The organism is Paenibacillus sp. FSL K6-0108 (genome assembly GCF_045040695.1).
GTDB classification, from domain to species: domain Bacteria; phylum Bacillota; class Bacilli; order Paenibacillales; family Paenibacillaceae; genus Paenibacillus; species Paenibacillus pabuli_B.
Genome location: NZ_CP150288.1, coordinates 1247440 through 1273655 on the forward strand (window position 1 = coordinate 1247440; position 26216 = coordinate 1273655).

At 51.7% G+C, this 26216-nt stretch carries 21 protein-coding genes; all 21 read left to right on the forward strand.

Annotated elements, in window-relative coordinates:
- The first annotated feature begins 47 nt into the window (after window positions 1-47).
- Window positions 48-1124, forward strand: coding sequence for a response regulator (locus MHB49_RS05820; protein ID WP_405155398.1), 1077 nt, complete (start codon window positions 48-50; stop codon window positions 1122-1124).
- Between the two features lie 201 nt (window positions 1125-1325).
- Complete coding sequence (locus MHB49_RS05825; RefSeq protein ID WP_405155399.1) at window positions 1326-2297, forward strand: ABC transporter permease; 972 nt, start codon at window positions 1326-1328, stop codon at window positions 2295-2297.
- A gap of 14 nt (window positions 2298-2311) precedes the next feature.
- Window positions 2312-3181, forward strand: coding sequence for a carbohydrate ABC transporter permease (locus tag MHB49_RS05830; protein WP_192263881.1), 870 nt, complete (start codon window positions 2312-2314; stop codon window positions 3179-3181).
- 62 nt (window positions 3182-3243) lie between these two features.
- Window positions 3244-4893, forward strand: coding sequence for an extracellular solute-binding protein (locus MHB49_RS05835; protein ID WP_405155400.1), 1650 nt, complete (start codon window positions 3244-3246; stop codon window positions 4891-4893).
- A 356-nt stretch (window positions 4894-5249) separates the two neighbouring features.
- Window positions 5250-5795, forward strand: coding sequence for a helix-turn-helix domain-containing protein (locus MHB49_RS05840; RefSeq protein WP_062320999.1), 546 nt, complete (start codon window positions 5250-5252; stop codon window positions 5793-5795).
- 15 nt (window positions 5796-5810) lie between these two features.
- Complete coding sequence (locus MHB49_RS05845) at window positions 5811-7325, forward strand: response regulator (RefSeq protein WP_405155401.1); 1515 nt, start codon at window positions 5811-5813, stop codon at window positions 7323-7325.
- 16 nt (window positions 7326-7341) lie between these two features.
- Window positions 7342-9165, forward strand: a complete 1824-nt coding sequence (locus MHB49_RS05850; RefSeq protein WP_405155402.1) for a sensor histidine kinase — start codon at window positions 7342-7344, stop codon at window positions 9163-9165.
- A gap of 99 nt (window positions 9166-9264) precedes the next feature.
- Entirely contained in the window at window positions 9265-10635 is a 1371-nt protein-coding gene (locus tag MHB49_RS05855) for an ABC transporter substrate-binding protein (RefSeq protein WP_405155403.1), read from the forward strand.
- A gap of 164 nt (window positions 10636-10799) precedes the next feature.
- Window positions 10800-11603: a carbohydrate ABC transporter permease gene (locus MHB49_RS05860; RefSeq protein ID WP_082704040.1), complete on the forward strand. Its 804-nt coding sequence runs from the start codon at window positions 10800-10802 to the stop codon at window positions 11601-11603.
- A 6-nt stretch (window positions 11604-11609) separates the two neighbouring features.
- Entirely contained in the window at window positions 11610-12440 is an 831-nt protein-coding gene (locus MHB49_RS05865) for a carbohydrate ABC transporter permease (protein WP_405155404.1), read from the forward strand.
- A 118-nt stretch (window positions 12441-12558) separates the two neighbouring features.
- Window positions 12559-13629 (forward strand): M24 family metallopeptidase, encoded by a 1071-nt coding sequence (locus tag MHB49_RS05870; RefSeq protein WP_405155405.1) that lies wholly within the window; start codon window positions 12559-12561, stop codon window positions 13627-13629.
- A gap of 23 nt (window positions 13630-13652) precedes the next feature.
- Complete coding sequence (locus tag MHB49_RS05875; protein ID WP_405155406.1) at window positions 13653-14849, forward strand: NAD(P)/FAD-dependent oxidoreductase; 1197 nt, start codon at window positions 13653-13655, stop codon at window positions 14847-14849.
- Window positions 14846-15847 carry a proline racemase family protein gene (locus tag MHB49_RS05880; protein ID WP_405155407.1) on the forward strand — a complete coding sequence of 334 codons (1002 nt, stop codon included), beginning with the start codon at window positions 14846-14848 and terminating at the stop codon, window positions 15845-15847. Before MHB49_RS05875 ends, MHB49_RS05880 begins: the two co-directional genes overlap by 4 nt.
- A gap of 24 nt (window positions 15848-15871) precedes the next feature.
- Window positions 15872-16894 carry a proline racemase family protein gene (locus tag MHB49_RS05885; RefSeq protein ID WP_405155408.1) on the forward strand — a complete coding sequence of 341 codons (1023 nt, stop codon included), beginning with the start codon at window positions 15872-15874 and terminating at the stop codon, window positions 16892-16894.
- Window positions 16895-16942: 48 nt separating this feature from the next.
- Entirely contained in the window at window positions 16943-17830 is an 888-nt protein-coding gene (locus tag MHB49_RS05890) for a dihydrodipicolinate synthase family protein (protein WP_405155409.1), read from the forward strand.
- A gap of 51 nt (window positions 17831-17881) precedes the next feature.
- Window positions 17882-19321, forward strand: a complete 1440-nt coding sequence (locus MHB49_RS05895) for an aldehyde dehydrogenase family protein (RefSeq protein WP_405155410.1) — start codon at window positions 17882-17884, stop codon at window positions 19319-19321.
- A 10-nt stretch (window positions 19322-19331) separates the two neighbouring features.
- A complete protein-coding gene (locus MHB49_RS05900) occupies window positions 19332-19604 on the forward strand; it encodes a (2Fe-2S)-binding protein (RefSeq protein ID WP_379377124.1) in 273 nt (90 codons plus the stop codon).
- Window positions 19604-19936, forward strand: a complete 333-nt coding sequence (locus MHB49_RS05905; protein ID WP_192263924.1) for a (2Fe-2S)-binding protein — start codon at window positions 19604-19606, stop codon at window positions 19934-19936. The genes MHB49_RS05900 and MHB49_RS05905 overlap by 1 nt, the downstream gene beginning before the upstream one ends.
- The gene (locus tag MHB49_RS05910) at window positions 19933-21126 is read left to right on the forward strand and encodes an NAD(P)/FAD-dependent oxidoreductase (RefSeq protein WP_405155411.1); all 1194 of its coding nucleotides are present in this window, start codon (window positions 19933-19935) and stop codon (window positions 21124-21126) included. The genes MHB49_RS05905 and MHB49_RS05910 overlap by 4 nt, the downstream gene beginning before the upstream one ends.
- 17 nt (window positions 21127-21143) lie before the next feature.
- Entirely contained in the window at window positions 21144-23807 is a 2664-nt protein-coding gene (locus MHB49_RS05915) for a LamG-like jellyroll fold domain-containing protein (protein ID WP_405155412.1), read from the forward strand.
- A gap of 13 nt (window positions 23808-23820) precedes the next feature.
- A complete protein-coding gene (locus MHB49_RS05920; protein ID WP_405155413.1) occupies window positions 23821-26130 on the forward strand; it encodes a beta-L-arabinofuranosidase domain-containing protein in 2310 nt (769 codons plus the stop codon).
- The last annotated feature ends 86 nt before the right edge of the window (window positions 26131-26216 follow it).

Here is a 26216-nt window from a genome sequence, read left to right on the forward strand (position 1 = left end):
TCAAATGCTGAACGAACAGATAAAATGTGGAGAGGAGAATACATTCATTGAATGGACGAATGCTCGTGGTTGATGATGAAGCGATGTTTCGGCAGGGATTAATACATCTGATTCGCAACAATCCGCTCGGTTGGGAAGTGGTTGGTGAGGCTTCCGATGGAGAAGAAGCGCTGCAAGCGGTAGGCAGCTGTGCACCAGATTTAATTATTACGGATATCAACATGCCTGTGATGGATGGCTTGGACTTGGCCGAACAGATTCATGATCGCGGTCAGGACATTATGATCATTATTTTGACTGGCTATCGGGAATTTGAATATGCACAGCGCGCCATCCGTTATGGCGCCATGGAGTTTCTGCTAAAGCCCTTTTCGCTTGATGAAGCATGTCGTGTTCTGCGGAAAGCGCATGAGCGATACCGCCAGCGCCAATCCGATAACCGGATCAGGGAGCAGTACAGCCAGACGGAGCGATCAGATCAATTGCGTGATGAATTGGCCGCGCTTTTGTTGAACCAGCAGATGCAGCAAATGGCCGCAAGGATTGAGGAACTGTTCAGCAAAGCTTCCCGAATGCCGCTGCCTGAATGCAAAGCCGAGATTCAGTTACTCCTAAAGGTAATGACCGATCTGTTAGTGCAGCAATTCCGTCTTCAACAGTCTGCGAGTATCGACAAGTTCGGTCCAGATCCATTGCTCTGGATTCATACGGTAGCAGAAGTGATGGCTTGGGCACGCTGCAAAACTGAAGAATGGCTTGGTATGCTGCTGCGGCTTACGCAGGAACAGCAGGATCATGTGGTCCCACGAGTCCTTCAGTATATCGAGATGAACTATTCCACTAACTGCACCCTCCAGGCCGCAGCCGCACATGTTCATGTGACCCCCAACTATCTTAGTCACCTGTTTAAAAAAGAAATAGGCCATGGTTTCAGCCAGTACGTCAGCAAGCGTAGAGTGGAGAAAGCGAAGCTGCTGCTGCACAGCACCCGGCAGAGCATGGCGGACATTGCCGAACAGACCGGGTTTGATAACTCCAGTTATTTTACAACCGTGTTTAAACAGATGACTGGTTTGTCACCCCGCGAATTTCGCAAGCAGCCGAGTCTTGAGAGCAACGGATAGAAGTGGATGGAATCAGTCCTTTTGTCTAAGCCAACCATCATCAAGATACTCCTAATACCATGCTTACTACCTCACAGCCCCACGATGTGGGGTTATTTTGCGTAGAAATTTAAAAAAGGATCGTTGAATATTGAATGTTTGCGCTTACAATTTTATCTAAAATACAACTATAGACATCCACAGCAGAGAGGAGTGATGAACATGAAGGGAGAACTGGCCGCAGGGAAGCCAAGGCTGGAACCGCCTGACAGCGAAGTGAGGCAGAGAATCCGGCAGCAGCGGCTTCGCCGATTTAAGACCAATATTCCGTTAATTTTAATGTTTCTTCCGGTGATCCTGTTTTATCTGACCTTCCGTTATGCACCGATTGGTGGACTGGTTATGGCCTTCAAGGATTATAACTTCTACGACGGGCTTTGGCATAGTCCATGGGTGGGCTTGGATCATTTCCATACTCTGTTCAGTGATCCACGGACAGTGGAGATTATTCGAAACACCTTGTTCCTCAGTCTGCTCAGCATTATCGTGGGTTTTCCTATCCCGATTATTCTCGCGATCATGCTGAATGAAGTGAGAAACATGGCGTTTAAGCGGACGGTACAGACCGTGGTGTACATGCCGCACTTCTTCTCCTGGGTCATCATTGCGATGATGATCATGACCGTATTTTCACTGGAGAACGGAATTGTGAACCGATGGGTGGAAGCATGGACGGGAGAGCCGTATCCGTTTATGTATAACAAAGGCTCCTGGATCGCCGTATTTGTCGGATCAGGCATCTGGAAGGACATGGGCTTTAACGCCATTATTTTTCTGGCAGCACTAACGACCATCGATCCAAGCCAGTACGAAGCTGCACAGATGGATGGGGCGAGCAAGCTGCGGCAGATCTGGCATGTCACCCTTCCGGGCATCCGCTCCACCATTATTTTGCTGCTTATTCTGTCGATGGGGCGTGTAATGGAAGTGGGATTCGACCAGGTGTATATGCTTCAGAACTCCAATGTGAACGAGATAGCCGATGTAATCAGTACGTATATCTATCGCGCAGGCCTTCAGGGAGCACAGTTCAGCCTGACGACGGCCATGGGATTATTCGAATCGCTGGTCGCATTCATTCTCATTTACTGTGCCAACTATATCGCGCGTCGATTTAACGAAGGTTTGTGGTAGGAAGGGGGAGCAGCGTGAGAAGAACTCGCGGAGAACAAGTCTTTTATATGATCAATTATGTATTGTTAACATTGGTCGCCATCAGCTGTATCCTGCCCCTACTGAATATTGTGGCTCTGTCATTGAGCGATGCAAGAGCCGTGGTATCCGGCAAAGTAGGGCTATGGCCGGTCGACTTCACCTGGTTTTCCTATCACAGTTTATTGACCGGGACGCCGATTCTGAATGCATTTTGGAATAGTGTCGAGATTACGTTAATCGGTACGGGGCTAAGTATGGCTGTTACGATTATGGCGGCGTATCCGCTGTCGCGCAGGCATTTTTATCACCGCAGGTTTTTTACGATGGCGATGGTATTCACGATGATTTTCAATGGGGGATTGATCCCGACCTATCTGGTGGTGCAGAACCTTGGACTGGTGAACAGCTATGGTGCACTCTGGCTGCCGGGTCTGGTAAGTACGTATAACATGCTGATCATGAGATCCTATTTCGAAAATCTGCCAGGGGAAGTGGACGAAGCTGCACGCATCGATGGCTGCGGAGAACTCGGTCTTTTGTTCCGAATTGTGCTGCCGCTCTCCAAACCACTGCTGGCGACCATTGCTCTGTTCTACGGTGTAGGGTACTGGAATTCATTCATGAGTGTGATGATTTATATCAACGATACCTCCAAATACAACATGACCGTGCTGGTTCAGAATATGATCATGTCCAATCTGAATGTGCAGGATTTTACCGATCCAACAATGATTTCAAACCTGACGCCAGAGGGCATCCGGGCAGCGGCCGTGATCGTAATGGTCATTCCCATTTTGGCAGTATATCCGTTCTTGCAGAAATACTTTGTTAAAGGAGTTATGCTGGGTTCCATCAAAGGGTAGCGCAGGCTGCAATCCATTCGCTTGTTTCGTTTCATATTATATAAGAAAGTGGGTCTGATCTTATGGTGATGTCCATCAAGGCATGGGTGAAGTCCGGTCTCGTTCTGGGCCTGATCGGCGGAATACTGGCGGGATGTTCGGAAGAAGGCGGAAGTGAGCAGGCCGAAGGTGAAAGCGGGCGGGGCAACATAACGTCGACGATCTATGATCGGGGCGCCGTACCAAGCGGCATGGGCACGATTGAGGATAACATGTGGTCCAAGTGGATCAATGAGAACGGCCCGGCCAACGTCAAATATACCGCGGTTCCCCGCTGGGAATCCCAATCCAAATTAAACGTGTTGTTTGCTTCAGGCAGTGCACCGGATGTTATTTTTGAATTTGGGACGCCTATTCGTAATACGTTATTTAATCAAAAACAGTTGATGCCGCTGGATGACCTGATCGAGAACTCTAGTGTGGAATATAAAGCGCTGATGGAGAAGTACCCGCAGTTAAAGAAGGCCGGGATCAAGAGTGACGGAAAGTTATACGAAGTTGGCCGGATGAATGAGGTATTTCCGCTGACCAGTTTTTTCATTCGTGCAGATTGGCTGGAGAAGCTGAATCTGGAGGTGCCAACGAACGAAGCAGAGATGCTGGCGGTCGCCAAGGCATTCACGGAGAATGACCCGGATGGGAACGGCGCAAACGATACATATGGGATCGGAGGTTTGCAATTTGGGGACACTGCTGGATTGTTCCGCTACATGTACAATGCCAATTGGGTTAACGTGGAGGACGGGGAGGTCGTGGTTGGCCCTAATCATATGAAGGAAGCGACGGCGTTTAAGCGGGCATTGTTTGAGGCTGGGGTAGTAGACAAGGATTTTCTGACCGACAAGGATGGAGCGAAGTCCAAGCAGGATTTCCTGAACGGGAAAATAGGCATGTATGCCGCCATGACGTCGGATTATACCGGATTTGCGGCCAAGGAACTGGACACCCTTATGCAAAATGTACCTGATGCCAAACTGAAGGTCATTGCCCTGCCTTCCACATCGGTGGGTCAATATACCATGGTATGGAATAACCCGGTACAGATGACGGCTGTTGTGAATGCCCGTGCCAAAAATCCGGAAGCCGTCATTCAATATATCGATTTCCTCACCAAAACAGAATCAGGTCGAACGTTCAAAAACGGATTCGAAGGCACACACTATACATTGAACGAACAGGGCTGCCCGCGTATATCTGACCAGGAAAAGTACAAACAGGAAATTAGCTGGGCCGGAGATTACGCGATGTTGTACAGTCGCCTGGAAGAGGGGAAATGCGGATACACTGAAATGCTGTTCAGTGAGGAAATCCCGTCTCAGAAGGAAGGACTTCGTCTCTTCAAGGAAGCGCGGGAAGTATACATGAACGATCTTCCGGTGGGCGAAGGCGTTACCCATTCGGAACATATGCCCCAGCTGCCTAAAGAACTTCAGGTGAAGCTTACCAATGTGACGACAGCCATTAATGATATTTTCACACGTTCCATTATTAGCGGCAGTAAGTACACGGTTGAGCAGGCTGCTGCAGAAGCGGAGCAAAAGTGGGAGCAGGGTGGTGGCCCGGAGATCGAAGCGTGGTACAAAGACTGGTGGAGCAAGGAAAAGGACAATGTCCTTGTATGGGACGACTTCTATGAAATCTATGAACAGCAGCAGGCTGACTTTAAGAAGTAGAGTGACTTAAGTGACGTTCCAACACGATGTGAAAATCATTGTCATAGATAGAAAATTAAAGGGGTGGTCTCAAAAGCTCTAAAAAACATATCGATTGGGAGCAATAACACTGATATGTTCAAACGGGACGAAGCAGAGGTCTATTCTGTTTCGTCTCGTTTGCGTTTTTCCGTGATCGTGGCTTTCTTGAGTAGATTGTGGGCAAGGCCAAGCCACCCAAGATTTCGACATAATTGCTATCACAGCTATGTTAATTTGTCTAGGTCTCTTTGTTAAAATTTATTGACAATTTGAATTTGATGTTGTTTCATATGATTAAACTATGTTGAATGACGCTTAGTTAGGAGATCAATGGAATGGAACTGGGAAGCAAAATCCGAAAGCTTCGAAAGGAACAAAATCGGAGTCAAGATGACATCGCAAAGGTTTGCGGATTTACCAAAAGCTTGTTGTCCAAAATCGAAAACGGGAAGACGGTTCCTCCCATCGGTACGCTGATCAAGATTGCCGAAACGCTTGGAACCAAAATTTCCATTTTGCTGGACGATAACGATTTTAATGGAACGGTGTACACGCCAAAAGCCAGGAGCATGGAAAAAATGGTCCAGACGGATCGAGGGTATCTGTTTTCCGCCATAGCGGCCGAACGGCCGGAAAAACTGATGCAGCCGTTTTACTTTGTTGCACAGAAAGGCAAAACGGGCAAAAGAACGATTTCCCATGTCGGGCAGGAATTTATCTATGTCCTCGAAGGCACAATGATTTATTACGTAGGGAAGGAAGAGTACACTCTAAACGCCGGTGACAGCTTGTATTTTGATTCGGTGGAAAACCATAAATACATGCTGGTGACCGATGAAGTCAAGTATTTGTCGGTATTCTGCTCCGACACGAATGGTTAGGAGAGGGGATGAAATATGTTAAACATTTTGGTTGTGGATGACGAACCGAAGCACAGAAGAGGACTATCCCGAATGCTGAAGGCTCTGAAACCGGAGTATAACATTTTTCATGCCAGAGATGGGGAGGAGGCTTTGCAAAATTTGAATGTTCATCCGATGGATCTGGTGTTCACGGACATTCAGATGCCGGTTATGGACGGCCTGGAATTAATGGAGCAATTGACCTGCCGCGGAGGGAATGAAAGCGTCGTCATACTAAGTGCTTATTCGGATTTTGTTTATGCCCAGCGTGCGCTCCAGTTAGGCGCCAGTGATTATTTGCTAAAGCCGGTGGAAGAACAGAACATCCTGCCGCTGCTTGCAAAAGCAGAGCGTAAAGCCAGCACTGCGCGTCTTGCATGCATAGAATCCGCACTTTCCGAACTGTTGGAAGGATGTCCATCCAATCAAGATTATCGATTATTGGAGAGCGAATTCCCGGAATTTAAGCAAGGGATCGTTCTGACCGCTGTTTTTGGCATGGCGAAGGACCATCAATTTCTGCTCAGCAGCCTCCAAGACCGGCTGCTCAAGATGATGGAGAAATTCGGATTCTCCTGTGCTTTTTGCATGAAGGAACAAATGCTCACCGCCTTGATTATGAACCCCGGGTCTTCCTCCATGGTGACTGCCGGTTTTGAAGAAAAGATGCAAGAGGTCATTCAACACTTCCTACGGGTATACGGGGCGGAATTAACGCTTGGCCTTGGACGTTATTTTGCCGAATGGCAAGAAGCCAGGCAAGCTTACCAGCAGGCGTGCCATGCGCTCAAAGCCAGGTTTTATAAAGGCGGAGGGGCGCTGTATGGAGCCGAGCAGATGAATAATGGAGACCGGCCTGCCGTCGTGAAGCTTGAAGTAAACGGGCTGACCCGAGCGGTCTTGTCCGGAAACAAGCCGGAAATTGAAGCCTGTCTGGATTCGGCTGTTTGCCAGGATTCCGGGAACGGTTTTCCCGAGCCGGAAAAATTGAAATACTTTCTCGCTGCCTCGATCGATCAAGTCATCTCCCTTTTAATGGAAAAAGGGCTTGCGCCCTTACATAGCACTGTTTATGAGGAAGCTTTGCTTCACTGTCATACCGTTGATGAACTAAAAGAGGCGGCCCGGGATTGGATCTTCGAGCTGACCGATCGTGTCGATCAACGGCGGCAGTGCAAAGCCGAGTCCATTATCGACAGCTGCAAAGCCTATATTGATACGCACTATGGCGATGGCGATTTGTCATTGAGCACGCTGGCAACGAAATTTCATTTTAATCCCTCGTATTTTTGCATGTTGTTCAAAACACATTCCCACATGACCGTCCATCAGTACATCGCCCATACCAGAATGAAGGCGGCTGCTGGCCTGCTGCTGCAGACCTCCCAGAAGGTTTACCAAATTGCCGAGAGCGTAGGATATAAGGACGCAAAGTACTTCATTCGTCTGTTTCGCAAGGAGTTTGGCACAAGCCCCGAAGAATATCGCCATTTATCTGCTACTCTCTAAAAGGAAGGGATGTCATTTGAGAGGACGTTGTCTATTACCGCGTTTTAAGGATCTCAGCTACAGGTTCAAGCTTTTCCTGACCTATGCACTCATCGTTTCGCTCCCCCTCAGCATCCTGAGCTGGATGTATTTTCATTCAAGCCGAGAATTTGTCTCCGAATTTGCAAGGAAAAATCTGTATTCCATCGTAAAGCAAAATAATGAAATCATGGACGCCGAGCTCGCGCAGGTGGAAGAAAGCAGCCTGGCCATCATCGCGGATCAAACGTTGTATGAGCAGTATCTGCATGCAAACCCTGCAGATGAATACAGTATGATCTCGATGGAGAAAAAGGTTAGCCGGACGTTAAACACGTATTTTACGGACTTGGGGCAGATCTATTCCATACATCTCATTACCAGTTATTCCAATATTGGCCCAACGGGCGCCTCCGCATTTATTCCGTATAGTAATTTCAACCAAACAGCATTGTACCGGGCTGCTTTACAGGGGGAAGGGGCTATGGAGTGGGTGCCGACCTTCTCGTTTGATCAGATGTTTAAGCAGGATATCCGCCGCTCCAAGCCTCCCGAATATGTTCGCCTGCTGGCGGGTGCCCGCTTGCTGAAGCTGTTCAATATCAATAACGGCGAAGTCGTCGAACTGCAGGGCAAGGCCGAGCTTCCCGTGCTGGCCGTTGTTTATCGGCCGGAAATCTATCATTCCCGCTTCGCCGACACGCTCCCTTCTGCCGGAGCTTCTTTTTTTGTGGTCAGCCCGGACGGACAGCCTGTGGCGGGCACGTCCATGGAGCATGAAATGGCAGGCATCGATCTCGCTTGGCTGGATGAAATGACGGAGATGAAAAGTGGCACCTTGACGGTGATGCAGGATGGAAAGCCGCTCATCGTTTGTTTTGATACGTCTAAGGTGACGGGATGGATCTCGGGTGTCACCATCTCGCCAGAAGCGATGGTGGCGGCTTTTTTGCCAGAGATCAAATCTTATACCTTCTATTTGGCCATTATTCTCCTGTTTATTTCGCTTCTGCTCGCGTATGTTTTTGCCAATTCCATTACCAGGCCCATTCATCAGCTACTCCAGGCAATCAAAAAAACGAGCGAAGGTGAATTCGACACGCGAATACCTGTGGAATCCTACAACGAAATGGGGCTGTTAATCCACAAATTTAATCAAATGAATGTCAAAATCAACAATTTGATTGAAGAGAATTACAAAGTCAAGCTGCGGGAAAAAGAAACAAAGATCATGTCGCTGAACATTCAATTGAATCCCCACTTTATGTACAACACGCTGAATATCATGAATTGGACGGCGCTTGAAAACGACCAAAAAGAGTTGAGCCGCATGATTGTCAGCTTGTCCTCCATGCTGCAGTACACCTCCGAGAACAGCCAGGACATTGGCGATTTGGCCCAGGACCTGGACTGGCTGAAACATTATATTTACATTACCAATCAGCGTTTCGAAGATCGGTTTACCGTCAGCTACTGCATTGCCCCTGAACTGTATGCACACCAAGTTCCGAAGCTGTTCCTGCAACCGTTTATCGAAAACGCGATCGTTCACGCATTTTCCCGTTTGCACAGCGGGGGAAGGATCACCATCCGGGGATGGATGGCCAACGGTGAGCGTTTTTTTACGGTGGAGGATAACGGCACGGGTATCGCTCCAGACAAATTAGAAGAGCTTGCAAAACTTGAAGGCGAGTCGATCGGTATCCGGAATGTGGACAAAAGAATCAAACTCATCTATGGAGACAGCTATGGCGTCACTCTGACTTCAGTTGAAGGTCAGGGCACAACGGTAACAATCAACCTTCCTGTATCAAACGTGTGAAAATACTCCACCAATACAAATATGTTGGAATTTTATTCAGAACGGCTTTTTTTTACAATAAATATACAAACCATCAGCCAATGAATGGAGGTTTCGTAGATGAACAAAGCCAAACGTGTCGCAGGAGTGGTTTTATCGTCTGTTCTGACGATCAGCTTGTTGCTGACGGGATGCTCGGACAGCGGAGGAGGTCCCGAAGCCCAAGGTGGCAAGAACGGCCAAAAGGAGCCGGTCACGCTTAAATTTTCCTTCTGGGGAGACACCATTGAAAAGAAAACGGTTACAGAAGCGCTTGAACGCTTTGAGCAGGAAACCGGCATCCAGGTAGAGCCGATGCATGTTCCAGCGGATTATTTGACCAAAATGACAACAATGGTCGCAGGGAACGTTGCGCCGGATCTCGGTTATTTGTCATCGGGGGCCGCTCTGAGCTGGGGACGTGACGGGAAACTGCTAAACCTCACACCGTTTATGGAGAACGACCCTGATTTTAAAAAGGAGGATTATCTGGACCAGATATGGTATGAAATCGAACCTGGCAACATCATCGGGATGAGTACCGCCGTCGAAGGTTATGGTCTTATGTACAACAAGGATTTGCTGCTGGAAGCTGGGGTCGAGCTGCCTCCAACGGATGCGAACAAAGCATGGGATTGGGACACGTTTGTGGAGTACGCCAAAAAATTAACGCTGGACGATCAAGGAAGAAATGCGTTGGATCCGAATTTTAACCCGGATAAAATCAGACAGTTTGGCCTTCAGTACGATCCATATAACATGATGGCGGCGGTAGTCTCCAATGGTGGCAACTTCCTGACCGAAGACGGCACAGGCTTCGGGCTTGCCCAGCCGGAAGCGATCGAAGCGATTCAAAAGCTTGCAGATCTGATGTATGTGCATCATGTTTCCCCTACTCCGCTGCAGACCAAAAACATGCCGGACACGGCGCTTCAGACCAAAAAAGTCGCCATGACGGTATCCGGCAACTGGGCGCTTCAAGCCTTTGCGGAACAGGATTTTAATCTTGGCGTCGGGGTCCTGCCAAAGCTGAAGGAAAGCAACACGCTGCTGGACGGCGCGCCAACCGTCATTTTCAAATCAACCAAACATCCTGAAGAAGCTTGGCTGCTGTACAAATATATGACGGACCCTGAATCGGTGCTGCCGCTGATCGAGGGCGGATTATGGATGCCGCTGAAGAAAGAGTGGTACACGAATCCCGAGCTGATCAACAAATGGGCAGCAGGGAACAAAGCGCATCCGGAAGGCTACACGGAAGCCTTTATGAAACAAACCATTGAAAACGGATTCCGCACTCCCGGCTTTGAAGTGAAGAATCTGGACAAGATCAACGCGCTCGTCACGCCCGCACTCGATTTGGTGTGGACGGGCAAACAAAAAGCGGAAGAGGCACTAAAAGGCGTGGAGCCCAAAGTACTGCCGCTTATTGAGGGATATTACGGAAGGTGATCCTTTTCCGGCGGCGGCAGCAAACCGCGTTCTGTTCATGACTTGAAGGATATTCATTGAAGATAGGGGGGATTCATATTCAACATAAACGCCGAATCGCCATGGCGGGCATTCTGTTTGCCCTACCCAGCATTTTGGGACTGATGTTGTTTGTCATGCTGCCGATGCTTGCCAGTTTGCTGCTCAGCTTTACGGATTACCGGATTGTCAACACGCCTAAATTTATCGGACTCGCCAATTATATTCGGCTCTTTGACGGAACGGACCCCTATTTCTACAACTCGTTATGGGTCACCTTGAAATACGTGATTCTCCGTGTTCCGCTGGGCCTTGTGTTCTCTTTTATGGCTGCGTTTTTGCTGAACATGCAATTCATTCGCGGCAAATCCGTCTTTCGCACGATCTTTTACTTGCCGTCTATTGTGCCTGCTGTCGCCTCTTCCATGATCTGGCTCTGGTTGTTCAGTCCCGATCTGGGATTGTTCAACAGCTTTCTTGAAGCGTTGAATCTGCCCACGCTCAACTGGCTGTATTCCGAACAAACGGTGGTGCCTTCGATTGTGCTGATGAGTCTTTGGGGGATGGGTAGCACGATCATCATCTTCCTGGCAGGCTTGCAAGGGGTGCCACGATCCTTGTATGAGGCGGCCACTGTGGATGGTGCCGGCGCCCTCCGGAAATTCCAGCATATTACGATTCCGATGATGACGCCAATTATCTTCTTTAATTTGATCATGGGGTCAATCGGAGCCTTTCAGGTGTTTACTGAGGCGCTGATTATGACGCAGGGAGGTCCCAATAACGCCAGCCTGTTTTATAACTACTATATTTACCGGCAGGCCTTTCAGTTTGGCGAAATGGGGCAAGCCTCCGCCATTGCGTGGATTCTTTTTATCATCATCCTTTTGGTTACGGTTATATTCTTCCGCACATCGAAGTCCTGGGTATTCTATGAAAGCGAGGTGTAGCTCCCTGTGAAGAAAAGCCGCCGTATTCAGCAAATTATCGTGTATTTGTTCCTCATTGGGGGAGCTGCCTTCTGTTTACTCCCGCTGTTTTGGCTGGTACGCAGTTCGATGATGAATTCGCTGCAAATTTTTGAGATGCCTCCGAAGTGGGTTCCTTCGCCGTTTCGGCTGCAAAACTATGTGGAGGCACTGACCACCATCGACTTTTTTCAGTTTTTCCGGAACACCTTGTTTATTACCGTCAGCTGTCTGTTTGGCGCACTCTTTAGCAGCTCGATTGGAGCCTACAGCTACGCCAGACTGGAATGGCCGGGAAGGCGGCTCTTCTTCGGCTTGCTGCTTGCCAGCATGATGCTTCCCAGCGCCGTCACCTTGATTCCCACTTTTATCGGCTGGAGGTTTGCCGATCTGATCAATACGTATTTTCCGCTGATTCTGCCGGTATGGTTGGGCTCTGCCTTCGATATCTTTTTGCTCCGGCAGTTTTATTCCACGATACCAAAAGACATGGATGAAGCCGCATATGTGGATGGGGCAGGCCCGTGGACCATTTTCACCCGGATCATCATTCCTTTGTCCAAACCGCCACTCATCGTGATTGGATTGTTTTCCTTTATGAATTCCTGGAACGACTTCATGGGACCGCTAGTGTACTTGAATGAGGAGAGAAAGTTCACGCTGGCATTAGGCCTGCAGATGTTCCAGTCGCTTCACAGTGCGCAGTGGCACCTTCTGATGGCGGCCTCGACCGTGGTCATTTTACCGGTCATCGTGGTTTTTTTCATAGGCCAGCGTTATTTTATCGAAGGAATTACGTTGACCGGAATGAAAGGGTAACTCGGGCGTAGGCATAGCCATAATTCAACATTATTGAATACAATTCAATTCAGTTTCGTAACATGCTGTAAAGGCAGCAATTTCGGCTTTGTCACAATACGGAGGGAGCGTAAAAAATATGGAAGCTCAGCGACTCAGCAAGGTAAGGGAAGTGATCGAGCAGCAGGAAATAGATGCACTGTTGATTTCCAGTCCGTTTAACCGGAGATATGTTACCGGCTTTACGGGAACTGCCGGTTGGGCTGTAATTACTCAGGATCAAGCGTGGCTAGTGACCGATTTTCGTTATGTCAGCCAAGCGGGGCAGCAAGCCAAGGCGTTTGAAGTGGTGCAGCATGGGGGCCAGCCGCTTGAGTTGATCCGCGAAAAACTGAGCGCCGCCGGCGTCAAGAAAATGGGATTTGAAAAACATCATGTTCCCTTTGCCGACTATGAAACGTACGAGCGCACGTTTGCCGGCATCGAACTAACGCCAATTGGGGACGTCATCGAAAAGCTGCGAGGCATTAAGGATGAGGGGGAGCAGCACTGTATTCGGAAAGCAATCGAAATTACGGAAAAGGCCTTTGCGTTTATTCTGGGTGTAATGAAGCCTGGCGTTACCGAAAGGGAGGTGGCGGCGGAGCTGGAATATTTCATGCGCAAAAACGGCGCGGTATCGTCGGCGTATCCGATCATCGTCGCTTCCGGCGCGCGCTCGGCACTTCCGCACGGATTAGCCAGCGACAAGCCACTTGGAATGGATGAATTCGTGACCATGGATTTTGGAGCGAATTACGAAGGATACTGTTCCGATTTGACGCGCACGGTTTTTATCGGCAAACCGACCGAACGCCATCGGGAGATTTACAAGATCGTGCTGGAAGCGAACCAATCCGTCCTGGAGGGGCTGAAACCGGGAATGACCGGGAAGGAGGGTGACTCGTTGGCCAGGGAATATATTTCCGGCCGCGGGTATGGGGATTATTTCGGTCATGGTCTCGGCCACGCCTTCGGTTTGGAGATTCACGAGCCCATGCGGTTTTCCCAACAAACGGAGGATAAACTGGAGCCCGGCATGATTATGACGGTTGAACCCGGCATTTACCTGCCTGATTTTGGGGGCATCCGCATCGAAGACAACATTCTGGTTACCGATACGGGCATCGAGGTGCTGACAACATCGAATAAAGAACTGATTGTGCTGTAAGAGGGGAGGCAAGGGATCGATTCATGAATGCTGAATCTGCGGAGGTTGTTGTTATCGGCGGCGGGATTATCGGCATGTCCATCGCTTATTATGCGGCGAGGCAAGGTATGGATGTGGTTGTGGTGGAGCGGGGAGAACTCGCCGGAGGGACCTCTTCCAAATGCGACGGCAATATTCTTGCGATTGACAAGGATCCCGGCTTTGACAGCCAGATGTCCTTAAAATCGCAGGAACTGGTGGCGGAATGGGCCCGGGAGCTCGATGAGGAATTTGAGTATCGCGCCCCCGGAAGCATCCTTGTCTGCGAGACGGAAGAGGAGATGCTTGCCGCCGAAAACTGGGTTTTACGCCAGAGGGAGGCCGGCCTTCCGTTCCGTATGCTCGACCAAAAAGATCTGCGCAGCGAATGGCCAGCGCTGGCCGAAGATCTGCTCGGCGGCTTAGAGTGCGCAACGGATTCCACGGTAAATCCGGTGCTGCTCACCTATTCGCTGGCATCCGCCGCTCGCCGGTATGGAGCCAGGCTGCGGGTTCATACATCCGTTACGGCGATTATGCTTGATGCTCAGCGGAGAATCCGCGGGGTAGAGACCACCGGCGGCACGATTCATGCACAGACCGTCATCAATGCTGCCGGAGTATGGTCGAAGCATATTGGACAAATGGTCGGGCTGGATATTCCGATCGAACCCCGCAAAGGGCACATTCTGGTCGCTTCCCGCTGGGAAAGCATCGGGAAGAGAAAGGTGATGGAATTTGGTTACCTGATCAGCAAGTTTGGCGGAAAGCGGAGCGTTGACCCGAAATTTGAACAATACGGGATCGCGCTTGTATTCGAACCGACCGCATCGCAAAATTTTCTGATTGGATCGAGCCGCCAATTTGTAGGGATGGACGCTCGCGTGGACCAGGAGGTCATCCGGCTTATCGCCGAAAGGGCAATTCGCTTTTTCCCTGCCCTGGAACAGATTCCGCTGCTTCGAACCTACGCGGGATTGCGTCCCTGGACACCGGATCATCTGCCGATTGTATCTGCCGTTGATGAAATTCCCGGGTTCTACATCGCGGCCGGACACGAAGGTGATGGCATCAGCCTGGCCGCCGTTACGGGAAAAGTCATTAGCGAAATGTTGAACGGAGCGGAGACCTGTATTCCGGTTGATCCGCTGCGTTATGACCGTTTCCGCCACGAAGCGGGCCGACAGGAGGTAATCTTTTGAGAATATCCAAGCTGGTGAGCACAATCGACACACACACGGGGGGGAACCCCACCCGGACCGTGACAAGCGGAGCACCCGAGCTGATCGGCCGTACAATGACCGAGAAGATGGTGTACATGTCCGAACATTACGACCATTTCCGCCGGGCTCTAATGTTGGAACCGCGGGGGCATGAAGTGATGTCAGGCTGCATTTTGACCCCGCCGTGCAACAAAAGTGCAGACATTGGGGTTGTCTTTATCGAAAGCGGTGGATATTTGCCGATGTGCGGACACGACACGATTGGCCTATGCACGGCACTGATCGAGGGAGGAATTTACCCCGGGAACAAAGATGTTATCCATTTGGATACGCCAGCAGGAATGGTTAAAGCAAAGCTTACAGTGGAGGACGGGAAGGTAAAGCAGGTTTCGTTCACAAACATCGCTTCTTTTTTATACCAATCGGATGTACGGGTTCGCGTTGACGGTATTGGCATCATTTCCGTTGATATTGCGTATGGCGGCAATTTTTACGGGCTTGTGGACGCGCGCCCGCTTCATCTGCCACTCGTTCCCGGACGGGGTTCAGAGATCGTGGAGCTGGCGATCAAGATCCGGGAGGCGATCAATCGCGAAATCGAGGTGGTACATCCCGAAATTCCCGTCATTCGCGGACTCACTCATATTGAGTTTTACAGTGACCCGGTCTCGCCGTCCGCCAACTGTCGGAATACGGTTGTCGTACCCCCTGGCGGCATTGACCGCTCTCCATGCGGCACGGGAACTTCGGCGAAAGTTGCCGTGCTTCACGCCAAGGGGGAGCTGCAAAAAGGGGAGGAGTTCGTGCATGAAAGCATCGTAGGCTCCTTGTTCCAGGCAAAAGTATTGGAAGAAACGACCGTGGGTGGTTTGGCAGCAGTCATCCCCGAAATATCCGGTTCAGCGTGGATTACGGGCTTTCATCAGTTTGTTTATCAGGAGCAGGATCCGTTGAGTCAGGGGTTTTTCCTGCTCTAATGAATTTTACCGGAGGGCGGCATTATGGAAACAACGAAGTGGTATGCGGCGCTCGATACGCATTCCTGCGGTCAGCCGCTGCGGATCATCACCGGGGGGTTGCCTCAGATCAATGGCTCCTCTCAGCATGCGAAGTCTTTATTTTTCAAACGGCATTTCGATTCCGCCAGAAAGCTGCTGCTGGCTGAACCGCGAGGGCATCGTGAGATGACGGGAGCGATTGTAACGGCACCGACAACGGCAGAAGCGAGCTTTGGATTGTTATTCCTGAACCAGGAAGGCCTTTCGGCCATCAGCGGCCACGGAATCATCGCCGCCGTTGCGGCATGGGCGTCGACGGGGCAGCTATCTGCTTCGGACGCTGCCAACGGCGTTCTGATCGACTGCCCGGCCGGAACGGTCAAGGCATTTGCCGATTTCGACGGACATGAAGTCCGGTCAGTTTCTTTTTTGAATGTCCCAAGCTTCGTTTATGCCGAGCAGCTTGCGGTGAAGGTTCAAGGCATGGAGGTAAGGGTCGATGTCGCTTTTGGCGGTGAGTTTTATGCTGTGGTCGATATGTCAACTTTGGGAGACGGGGATGTGTTCAACCTTCCGAAGCTGCGTGAATGGGGCAGGCTGATCCGCGAGGAGGTCGAACGGCGGCTTGAGGTGAAGCATCCGCACCTGGACTGGATATCCGGAATTCACGGCGTCTTTTTTTATCAAAGGGGAGATGCATCGTGCGATGACCGAAACCCGAACCTGCTCGCATATCGCTGCACGGCTGTATTTGCTGGAGAGCAGCTTGACCGGTCGCCAGGAGGGGCTGGCACCTGCGCTCACATGGCGGTCCTGCATTCCTGCGGTTCGCTGAAGCCAGGGCAGCAGATCGTTTATGAAGGGATCACTGGCGCGGAAATCGTGGGAAGCATCGAAGGGGAAAAGGACATTTACGGGTATAGAGCCGTCATTCCTCGGCTCACCGGAACCGCTCACATCCTGGGATTCATGAATTTCTTGCTCGATCCGTCAGACTCGCTGCCGGAAGGTTTTGTTCTGTACTGAATCGAGGTTGATATTGAAATGGATAACACTGAAGGGGGAAATGTCAATATGGCAACATTTGAAGGAGTTTATGTCGCGCTTGTCACACCGTTTACAGCGGATTACGAGGTCGATTACAAACGTCTGGCGGAGCTTTGCGATGACCTTATCTCACAAGGCGTAAACGGCTTGATCCCGGCTGGATCATTAGGCGAATATGCGACATTAACGCGGGAGGAGCGGGCCAAGGTTGTGGAGACGGTCATCGAAACCGCGGCAGGCCGAGTGCCTGTAGTCGTCGGTTCCGCGGCGCCATCCACCAAGCAAGTGGCAGATTGGGTACGGCATGCCAAGGACGCGGGAGCTGCCGGCGTAATGGCACTGCCACCGATCAATTACAAACCGCTTGAGTCTGAGGTCATCGCTCATTATGAAGCGGTGAATGAGGTGGGTTTGCCAATCATCGTTTACAACAACCCGCATGATTACAAAGTTGATTTGACTCCCCAGCTGCTTTCCAGGCTTTCCGAGCTTGAACATGTCGTGGCCGTGAAGGAATTCTCCGGGGACATCCGCCGCGTGCACGATATTTTGGCCCATACGGATCTGGAAGTGATGATCGGCGTTGACGATTTGGCTATGGAAGGTGCGCTGTGCGGGGCAACGGGCTGGATTTCGGGCGTGCCAAATGCTCTGCCTAAGGAAGGAGTGGAGTTATTCAATCTGGCGAGACAAGGTAAAGTTCGGGAGGCGACTGTTCTATATCGCCATCTTCTCCCTTTGTTCCACTTTGATGCCAGTCCGCAGCTTGTCCAATCGATCAAATATATGATGGAACTGGCCGGATTCCCGGTAGGGCCGACGCGTCCGCCTCGCCTTCCACTCCCGGCAGCCGACTATATCGCCATCAAAGAAGCATTTGAGTTTGCCGTGAAGCGCGAAATAAGCCAGCCATGAAGCCTTAACCAATAAAGCTGAATTATGAATCCTGCAAAAGGAGGAACGCAAATGAAAAACAGCCGCAACTGGATCGGGGGAGAATGGATAGAGCCGACAGCGGGAGAGTGCGCCGTAATCAACCCATCCAACACCAAGGAGCAGGTGGGGGTGCTGCATTTATCGGATTCATCACAAGTCATTCAGGCAGAGCAGGCGGCGCGTGAAGCTTACGGCTCCTGGTCTGGCTTGAGCGGCCCTGTCAGAGCCGGTCATTTGGAACGGATGGCGGATGTGCTTCAGTCAAAATCGGATGACGTCGCTAACCTCGCAAGCATGGAGATGGGGAAGCCGATTGCGGAAATGCGCGGGGAAGTAAGCCGGGGATTGAACCTGCTGCGTTATTACGCCGCCGAGGGACTCCGGGCGAACGGGGCGGTCATCCCTTCCAGCGAGCAGAATGTGCTGCAATTCACCAGGAAGGTTTCTCTCGGCGTGGCGGGCATCATTACGCCATGGAATTTCCCCGTTGCCATTCCGATCTGGAAAATAGCACCCGCGCTGATTTGCGGAAACACAGTGGTATGGAAACCGGCGGAACTTGCATCGCTGACCGCGACCAGGCTGGCTGAACTGTTTGAAGAGGCTGGGCTTCCGCCAGGTGTCATCAATCTGGTTATCGGCAAGGGCAGCCAGATCGGTAAAGCGATGCTTGAGCAAACTCCTTTGGACGCCGTAAGTTTTACCGGCTCCACCTCCACAGGCCTTGGCATTGCCCAAATTTGCGCCAATCGCAATATCAAATATCAGACCGAAATGGGCGGCAAAAATGCTGCTGTCGTATTAAACGACGCTGATCTTGAAACGGCTGTGCCGCTCATTGTCAGCGGTGCGTTTCGGTCGGCGGGCCAAAAATGTACGGCAACAAGCCGGATTATCGTTGAGTCGGGAATCTATGATTCGTTCATCAAGAAATTGTCGTATGCCTTGTCCAAAATCAAGCTGGCTCCGGCACTTGACAGCGAGGCTTACCTTGGTCCCGTGGCTTCTGCAAGCCAGTACGAAACCGTGATGTCTTATGTGCATATGGCGAGCGAACAAGCGGATATTCTGGCGCAAGGTCCGCCGCTCTCCGGAGATCAGGATGGTTATTATATCCGGCCGATCGTGGCCGCTGGCGTAGGCGCAGGACACCCCCTGATCCAGGAGGAAATATTCGGACCCGTCGCCACGGTGCTGGAAGCAGCCAACTTTGACGAAGCGGTGGCTTTGTGCAATCAATCGATTTACGGGCTGAGCGCTTCGCTGTTTACTCAAAATTTATCGCATGCCCATCGGTTCCTGGACGAGGCCCGGGCCGGAATGGTCCGTGTCAATCAGGAAACCGCGGGTGTTGAGTATCAGGCGCCTTTTGGCGGCATGAAGCTGTCAAGTTCCCATACGCGCGAACAGGGCCAGGCTGCACTGGACTTCTTTACCGAGCTTAAGACGTGTGCCATTTCTTATCGATAGGAGGGTTCCCATGAAACGCTCTTCCATGATCATTTGCCGATGCGAAGAAGTAACCCTCATTCAATTGGAGGCCGCATACGAGTCAGGATGCCATACTTCAAGGCAGCTAAAAATGAAAACACGGGCCGGTATGGGAGCCTGCCAGGGCAGGATATGCAGGCATCTCCTCGAAACCTGGGTGCATGCCAAAAATCCGGAGTCTGCCCGCGATCCGGAACTGCTGCCCCACCGTCCTCCGGTGCGTCCGGTGACCTTTGGCCAGCTGGCTAATGGTGAAGCGTAATGGAACGGATTACGAATCATCCGATTTTGGGTCCGCTGAAGAGGGGGAAGGAACCGGTCAGCTTTACGTTTGACGGCAGAACGCTGACCGGACTTCAGGGCGAACCGATTGCTGCGGCCCTGCTGGCCTCGGGGATTCGCAGACTGCGCAGGCATGAGGAGTCCGGCACCGCTCGCGGGCTGTACTGCGCCATCGGCCACTGTATGGAATGCCGACTGAACGTGGAAGGGAGGGGGCAGGTGCGCTCCTGTCTTACCCCGCTCGAAGAGGGGATGCGCATTTCGGAAGGGCGGCAGCTTTCCAATGAAATTACGGGGAGGAAGCTGCCATGACGTCATTCGATCTGTTGATTGTTGGAGCCGGTCCGGCGGGATTATCAGCCGCCGCAGCGGCGGCCGAGCATGGCTTGAGTGTAGCTGTGCTGGATGAATTCCCGCAGCCGGGCGGGCGCATGCTTGGACAATTCCATGAGGAAAAAGGGAGATGGTGGGTTGGCAGGCAGGTTGCAGAACAGCTGATAGAAGAATGCAGCGTCAAGGGAGTGGATATCCGCTGCGGCGTTTCCGTTCACAGCATACTCCGAATTGAACAGCGCTGGGTCGTCAGAGTCGCGGGCGGATCGTTCACGGCAGCAAGGGTGCTGCTCGCCACTGGCGCTTCCGAAATTCCTCAGCCGATTCCGGGCTGGACGCTGCCAGGGGTTATGTCGATCGGTGCAGCCCAAGTGATGGCCAATGTGCACTATGTGAAGCCGGGACGCCGCGGGCTAATCATCGGCGTGAACGTGCTCGCGATGGCAATTGCCCGCGAACTGTCCGTTAGCGGGATTTCGCTCGCCGGGATCGTGCTGCCAGAACGAAATTCCATATCCGGTAAAGAAGCCCTGCCAAAAGAAGCGATGAAACGTCTGCTGGACCTTGCTCATTTGGCTCCGTCTCCGCTAATGAGAATCGGAGGAAAGCTGGGCGCGAGCCTTGGGTTGGCTGGCGCGGTATGCCGCTTTTATCCGCGGGGCGGGCTTAAAATATGGGATATTCCTTTACGGCTCCGCACTTCTGCGATATCCATTAACGGCGAGCATCACGTGGAATCCGTGACGCTGGCGGATGTAACCGGGAGAGGCGAAATTATTCCGGGCAGCGAGCGGGAGGAGAACGTCGATTTTGTGGCCCTTGCCGGCGGTTTATCTCCACTCGCGGAATTGGCCGCGGTGGCCGGGTGTCCCCTGGTGTATGCAAAGGAACTGGGCGGCCATATTCCGCTGCACAATGAGGACATGCGAACGCCAGTAGAGGGCCTGTACGTCGCCGGCAATATTACGGGAATCGAAAGCGTGCTGGTCGCTATGGCTCAAGGCAGTGTTGCGGCGGCCGCCATTTGCCGGGATGCTGGAGTGCTGGGGAAGGATCGGGAACCTCACCTGCTTGAAGCGATGGAGCATGTCCGCCGGATTCGCGCCGCTGCTTTGATCCAGTTTCATTCAGGCATTTCGGATGCCAGAGAGCAATTTTATAAGAAATGAAATGAGGAGGAATGAACATGAAAAAATGGTTATCCATGGCGCTTAGCTTTGCGCTGTTGTTTTCCTTATGTGCATTCCCGGCCGCGGCCGAGCCCGTGAAACCGAATTCAACCAACGGCGAGGCGAAGATCATTGACATTTTCGGAAGAACGCTCAACGATTACGGCGTCGAACTGGTAGACTGGCAGGGATACATCGCCAATCCGTATGTGAAACTGAACGTTGTTCCGCCGAAAGACGCCGCCTATCCATTGACGATTGACATCAAGGCCAAAGGTACTTCTCGCCTGATGATGGACCGGCCGAGCACCTTGAGCGAGACAGGGGCGGCAAAGACGCTGACGTTTCAAAATACCGGTGAAAGCAAGCACTTTCTGCTCGAAATTCATCCCGACCGAATTGGAGGCAACGGTGAAATCGAACATTATACGTTGGAGCTCACGGTCACGGATGCCAATGGCAATGTCCAAAAACAAACCACCCCGATTCGTGTATGGGACCAGGATGATGACAGAGAGCCGAGCCTGCCGCTGAAATTTGATTATAGATATGACACGATCCAGCCTTATTTCAGCGATCCCGCGATCCGAAACGCCAGCGAGCAGGCAATCAAGGATTGGTTCTATTTCTTTGATATGGAGCCCTTCGATACCGTCCCGGTGAACTCGGAAGTCACCCGGCTGCCGCAGGATAATTTTGACGGGCATATCTCGGTGACCAATAATGAGCCTTACAACGGAATGTGGGTCTACCTCAGAGGGCTTAACGAGCCTTATTCCACTGGCGGAGCGTCCGACAACGGGAAATATCATAAACGTAACGGAGTGACGGTTCCCGACAGAATCCATCGTTCGCTTCTCACCATTTTGGACTTTTACGATACTGCGACGCCGTTTAGCTCGCTGGATGATGAGAAATGGTACCTGACGGAGATGTCAGACACCTCTACGGACGTATACGGACTCATCATGCACGAATTCGGGCATGCGCTTGCGTTTTCCCACAGCTGGAGAGGGATGGCTGCCTATAAACGCAGCGGGGGAATGGCGGACAATATCGTCGCGTACCAAGGGGTCCCGGTTCCGTTGGATGACACCTACCATATTCCTGGAGAACCGCAATACTGGGACCGAATCAGCGGGCAGAACGGCGGCCGTACACATCTCTTTCACAACAAGCGCTGGATGCTGACCAAACTGACGCTGTTGATTGCGGAAAAAGCGGGCTGGACATTGAATCGTTCACTGACGCCTTTCCTTAGCCCTGCCATTAAAAACACCCCGGTTCCCAATGCTAAGCCAGGACAGAATTATGAGCTGAAGCTTCAGGCGGAAGGCGGAGTCCCTTTCTATGATTGGAATATTGCAGGGGGAACACTGCCGGAGGGATTGACGCTGGACCGTTTTACGGGCAAGATCGCGGGAAAAGTATCCGGTGGGGCCAAAGGCAGCTACAGGTTTACGGTACAACTCCGGGATTATGACGAAAAGAGTGCCCCGGTTCAAAAGGAATTCACATTAAATGTCGGCCAGGGAGAACTGGCGGGAGATTACTTGTTTGATGAAAAACAGGCTGAGGATTCCGGTATCGCCCTGGATTATTCCGGTGCGGGCCATGATGCTGCCGTTTATCATGCTTCTCGGACGGACGGCGCAAGAGGCGGAGGATTGGGCTTGAACGGGTCGTCAAGCTACATGAAGCTTCCAGATCGGATGCTGAAAGGAGCCCAGGACTTCACATTCTCCGCATGGGTAAACGTGGCCGGGAGTCCGGATGCCTCATCCCCCGGCAGCTCTGATATAAACGCAGCCAACGTACGCATTTTCGATTTTGGCTCACCCCCAGGCAAATCCATGGCGTTATCCATCGAAGCTGGCGGAACGTTACGCTTGACGGCACCGGGCCCGCAGGGGACCGGAGCCGTGAACATTGCTGGCAGCGGCGTAACATCCGGACAATGGCATCATGCGGCGGTCACCCTATCCGGAAGCACGGCAATCCTTTACCTGGATGGGGCTGAGCTGGCCAGGACCTCGGATGTGAATCCAGGCAGCATCCGATCCCTTCTGAATGGAGCGAACAAGTATATCGGAAAGTCTGGGACGAACGAACATTATTTTGCCGGAAGTCTCGATGAAATCAAGCTCTATTCGCGTGGGCTGCTTGCGGCCGATATCGCAGCTCTTGCCGCCGATAAACCATCTCCGCCCGTTGTCGAACCGCCGGGACCGGTAAATCCAAACGTAGCGGTTGAAGGGAACATTACGGCCTCCTACGTCTCGCCTTGGGAAAGCCTGGTGGGACTAAATGACGAATACGAGCCGACAAGCTCGGCGGACAGGGGACACCAGATTTACGGGAACTGGGATACTCGTGGGACCGAGCAGTGGGTGCAGTATGACTTTGACCGGCCGTTTACCCTCTCGTCAAGTGAGGTATACTGGTTTGCCGATCATGACGGGATCGATCTGCCAGCGTCGTTTTACATCCAGTATTGGACGGGGACCGATTGGGTGAAGGTGCCTGATCCTTCCGAATATGGCGTTCTTCCGGATAAGTATAATGTGACCACCTTCGATCCGGTAACAACGACGAAAATCCGCCTAACCATGAAGGCCAAGGCAACGACATCCACAGGCATTCAACAGTGGAAGGTGATTGGAACATCCACAAGCGAATAGGGGGGGGCATGACATGGGTTTGGTTAAAGAGGATGAAAGCATCGTAATCAAGGATATGGAGACGCTGTATTTAGGCAATCTGGCCACGGTGGAATTCGATCTCCGCTTGCCCCTGGAAGGGAAATACGGCTCAAAAATCAACTGGACATCAGGGGATTCCCGCTTTCTCCATGACGACGGCACGGTAACCCGGCCGAAATACGGCATTGGCAAACGCACGGTTCCGCTGCGCGCAACGTTTCGATATGGCGATTGCATCAAGGAAAAAGTCTTTGAAGTGACCATTTTGGAAGAAAAGAATCAAATTGGAGTGTCACGGATTTATCCGATACTGCTGAAAGAGGAAAAGGGGAGGCCGTTTTATTTGCCGACGGTCGCCGTGGTCGAAACGACCGAGGGAGAGATCATTTCCCATGCGGTGGATTGGGAACAGGGGGAGGCATGCATTGTTGATGAGCCCGGTCCTATCATGTTTAAAGGGGTCCTGAAAGACACGGCGTTTCCGGTAAGTGCGGAAGTTTGGATGGCAGCCGGGCAGCTTGAACGGGAAACGATGGACACCACTCCTGCCGTGCACGGCTTTCCCGCTGATGCGGTGGTGCTGAAGGACGGTACCGTCTTTAAAGCGGCTCAGGACAGAAGTCTGGTCTTTTTGAGAAATGTCAATGACGACCAGATGTTATATAATTTCCGAGCTGCCGCCGGACTGGATACGCGCGGAGCTCCGGAAATGACCGGTTGGGATTCGCCCGACTGCTTGCTGAGGGGGCATACGACCGGGCACTATCTGTCCGCGCTGGCATTGTGCTATGCGACTTCGGGGGATGAGGACATCAAGCGGAAGGCAGAGTACATGATCGCTTCGCTGGAAGAATGCCAGCAGGCTTTTGCGGGCCAAGCCGGAATTCATGCCGGCTTCCTCAGCGGTTACACAGAGGAACAATTTGACCAGTTGGAGAAGTTTACCCGCTATCCGGAAATATGGGCTCCTTACTACACCCTGCACAAGATCTTTGCCGGGTTGCTGGACTGCTACCGCCATTTGGGAATTCGTACGGCGCTGACGATCGCTGATCAGCTCGGCGACTGGGTGTATCACCGTTTGAACAGGCTCCCTAACCGCGTGCTCAAAACCATGTGGAGCATGTACATCGCCGGCGAATTTGGCGGCATGAACGAATCGCTTGCCGAGTTATACTCCATGACGCATAAGCCCGAACATCTGGGGGCGGCCAACCTGTTTGAAAACGATCGTCTGTTTGTGCCGCTGCGCGCGGGTATTGATGCCCTTGGCGGCCTCCATGCCAACCAGCATATCCCTCAGGTCATCGGCGCCCTGAAAATATTCCAGGCTACCGGGGAGAAGGTGTATTACGACATGTCCCGTTTTTTTTGGCAGGCCGTTACGGGTTCGCATATCTATTCGATCGGCGGCACGGGAGAAGGCGAAATGTTCCGGCAGCCAGACAGAATTGGAGAGTGTCTCAGCGATAGAACCGCGGAAACTTGCGCCTCGTACAACATGCTGAAATTGACGAAGGAATTGTTTGTTTATCATCCGGCAACGGAATATATGGATTATTACGAGCGTACGATGTTTAATCACATTTTGGCCTCCTGCGATCATCAACCGACGGGAGGCAGCACGTATTTCATGCCGCTGGCACCCGGCAGGACAAAGTCTTTTGACGTAGCGGGGAATACCTGCTGCCATGGCACCGGATTGGAGAACCATTTTAAATATCCGGAGGCGATTTATCATTACGATGACTCCGCGCTATATGTTAATTTGTTGATCCCTTCAACCCTCCATTGGCGGGAACGGCAGGTGAAGCTGACACTGGACGCGGAGCGATACGATCCAGGTAAAGTGACGCTGCGGGTGGAGGGGACAGGGGCTTTTACATTGAAGATTCGTCGTCCTTACTGGGCCGGGCCGGATTGCGGCATGGAAATCAACGGCCAGCCAGCCGACATGGCTGACGACCCTGAAGGGTATATATGCATCAGCCGGGATTGGCAGGATGGAGACGAGATCAAGCTTTTCTTCGACTGCAGGCTCCGCGTGGAAACGGCGCCGGACCGGAAGGAACTGGTGTCTCTTGCGTATGGGCCGTACATTTTGGCTGCGCTCTCTGAAGAAAGTGACTATTTGCGGCTTCAGCTGAGCGAAGATGCCCTTCAGGAAAGTTTCACCAAGGAAACCGGGCCGCATGGGTTCGCTTTTCGCTATGCCGAGGATGATTTGTTGTTCATTCCACTTGCGAATGTGTTTCACGAACGATATCACGTGTATATTGAACGGGATACGATGCTGCAGTAGGAGGAGGAGAAATTAAGCGCACACTTTTGCAGTGTGCGTTTTTTATATTTGCACTTGAGGTTTGAAAGTGTATCAGGCGTGCGTGG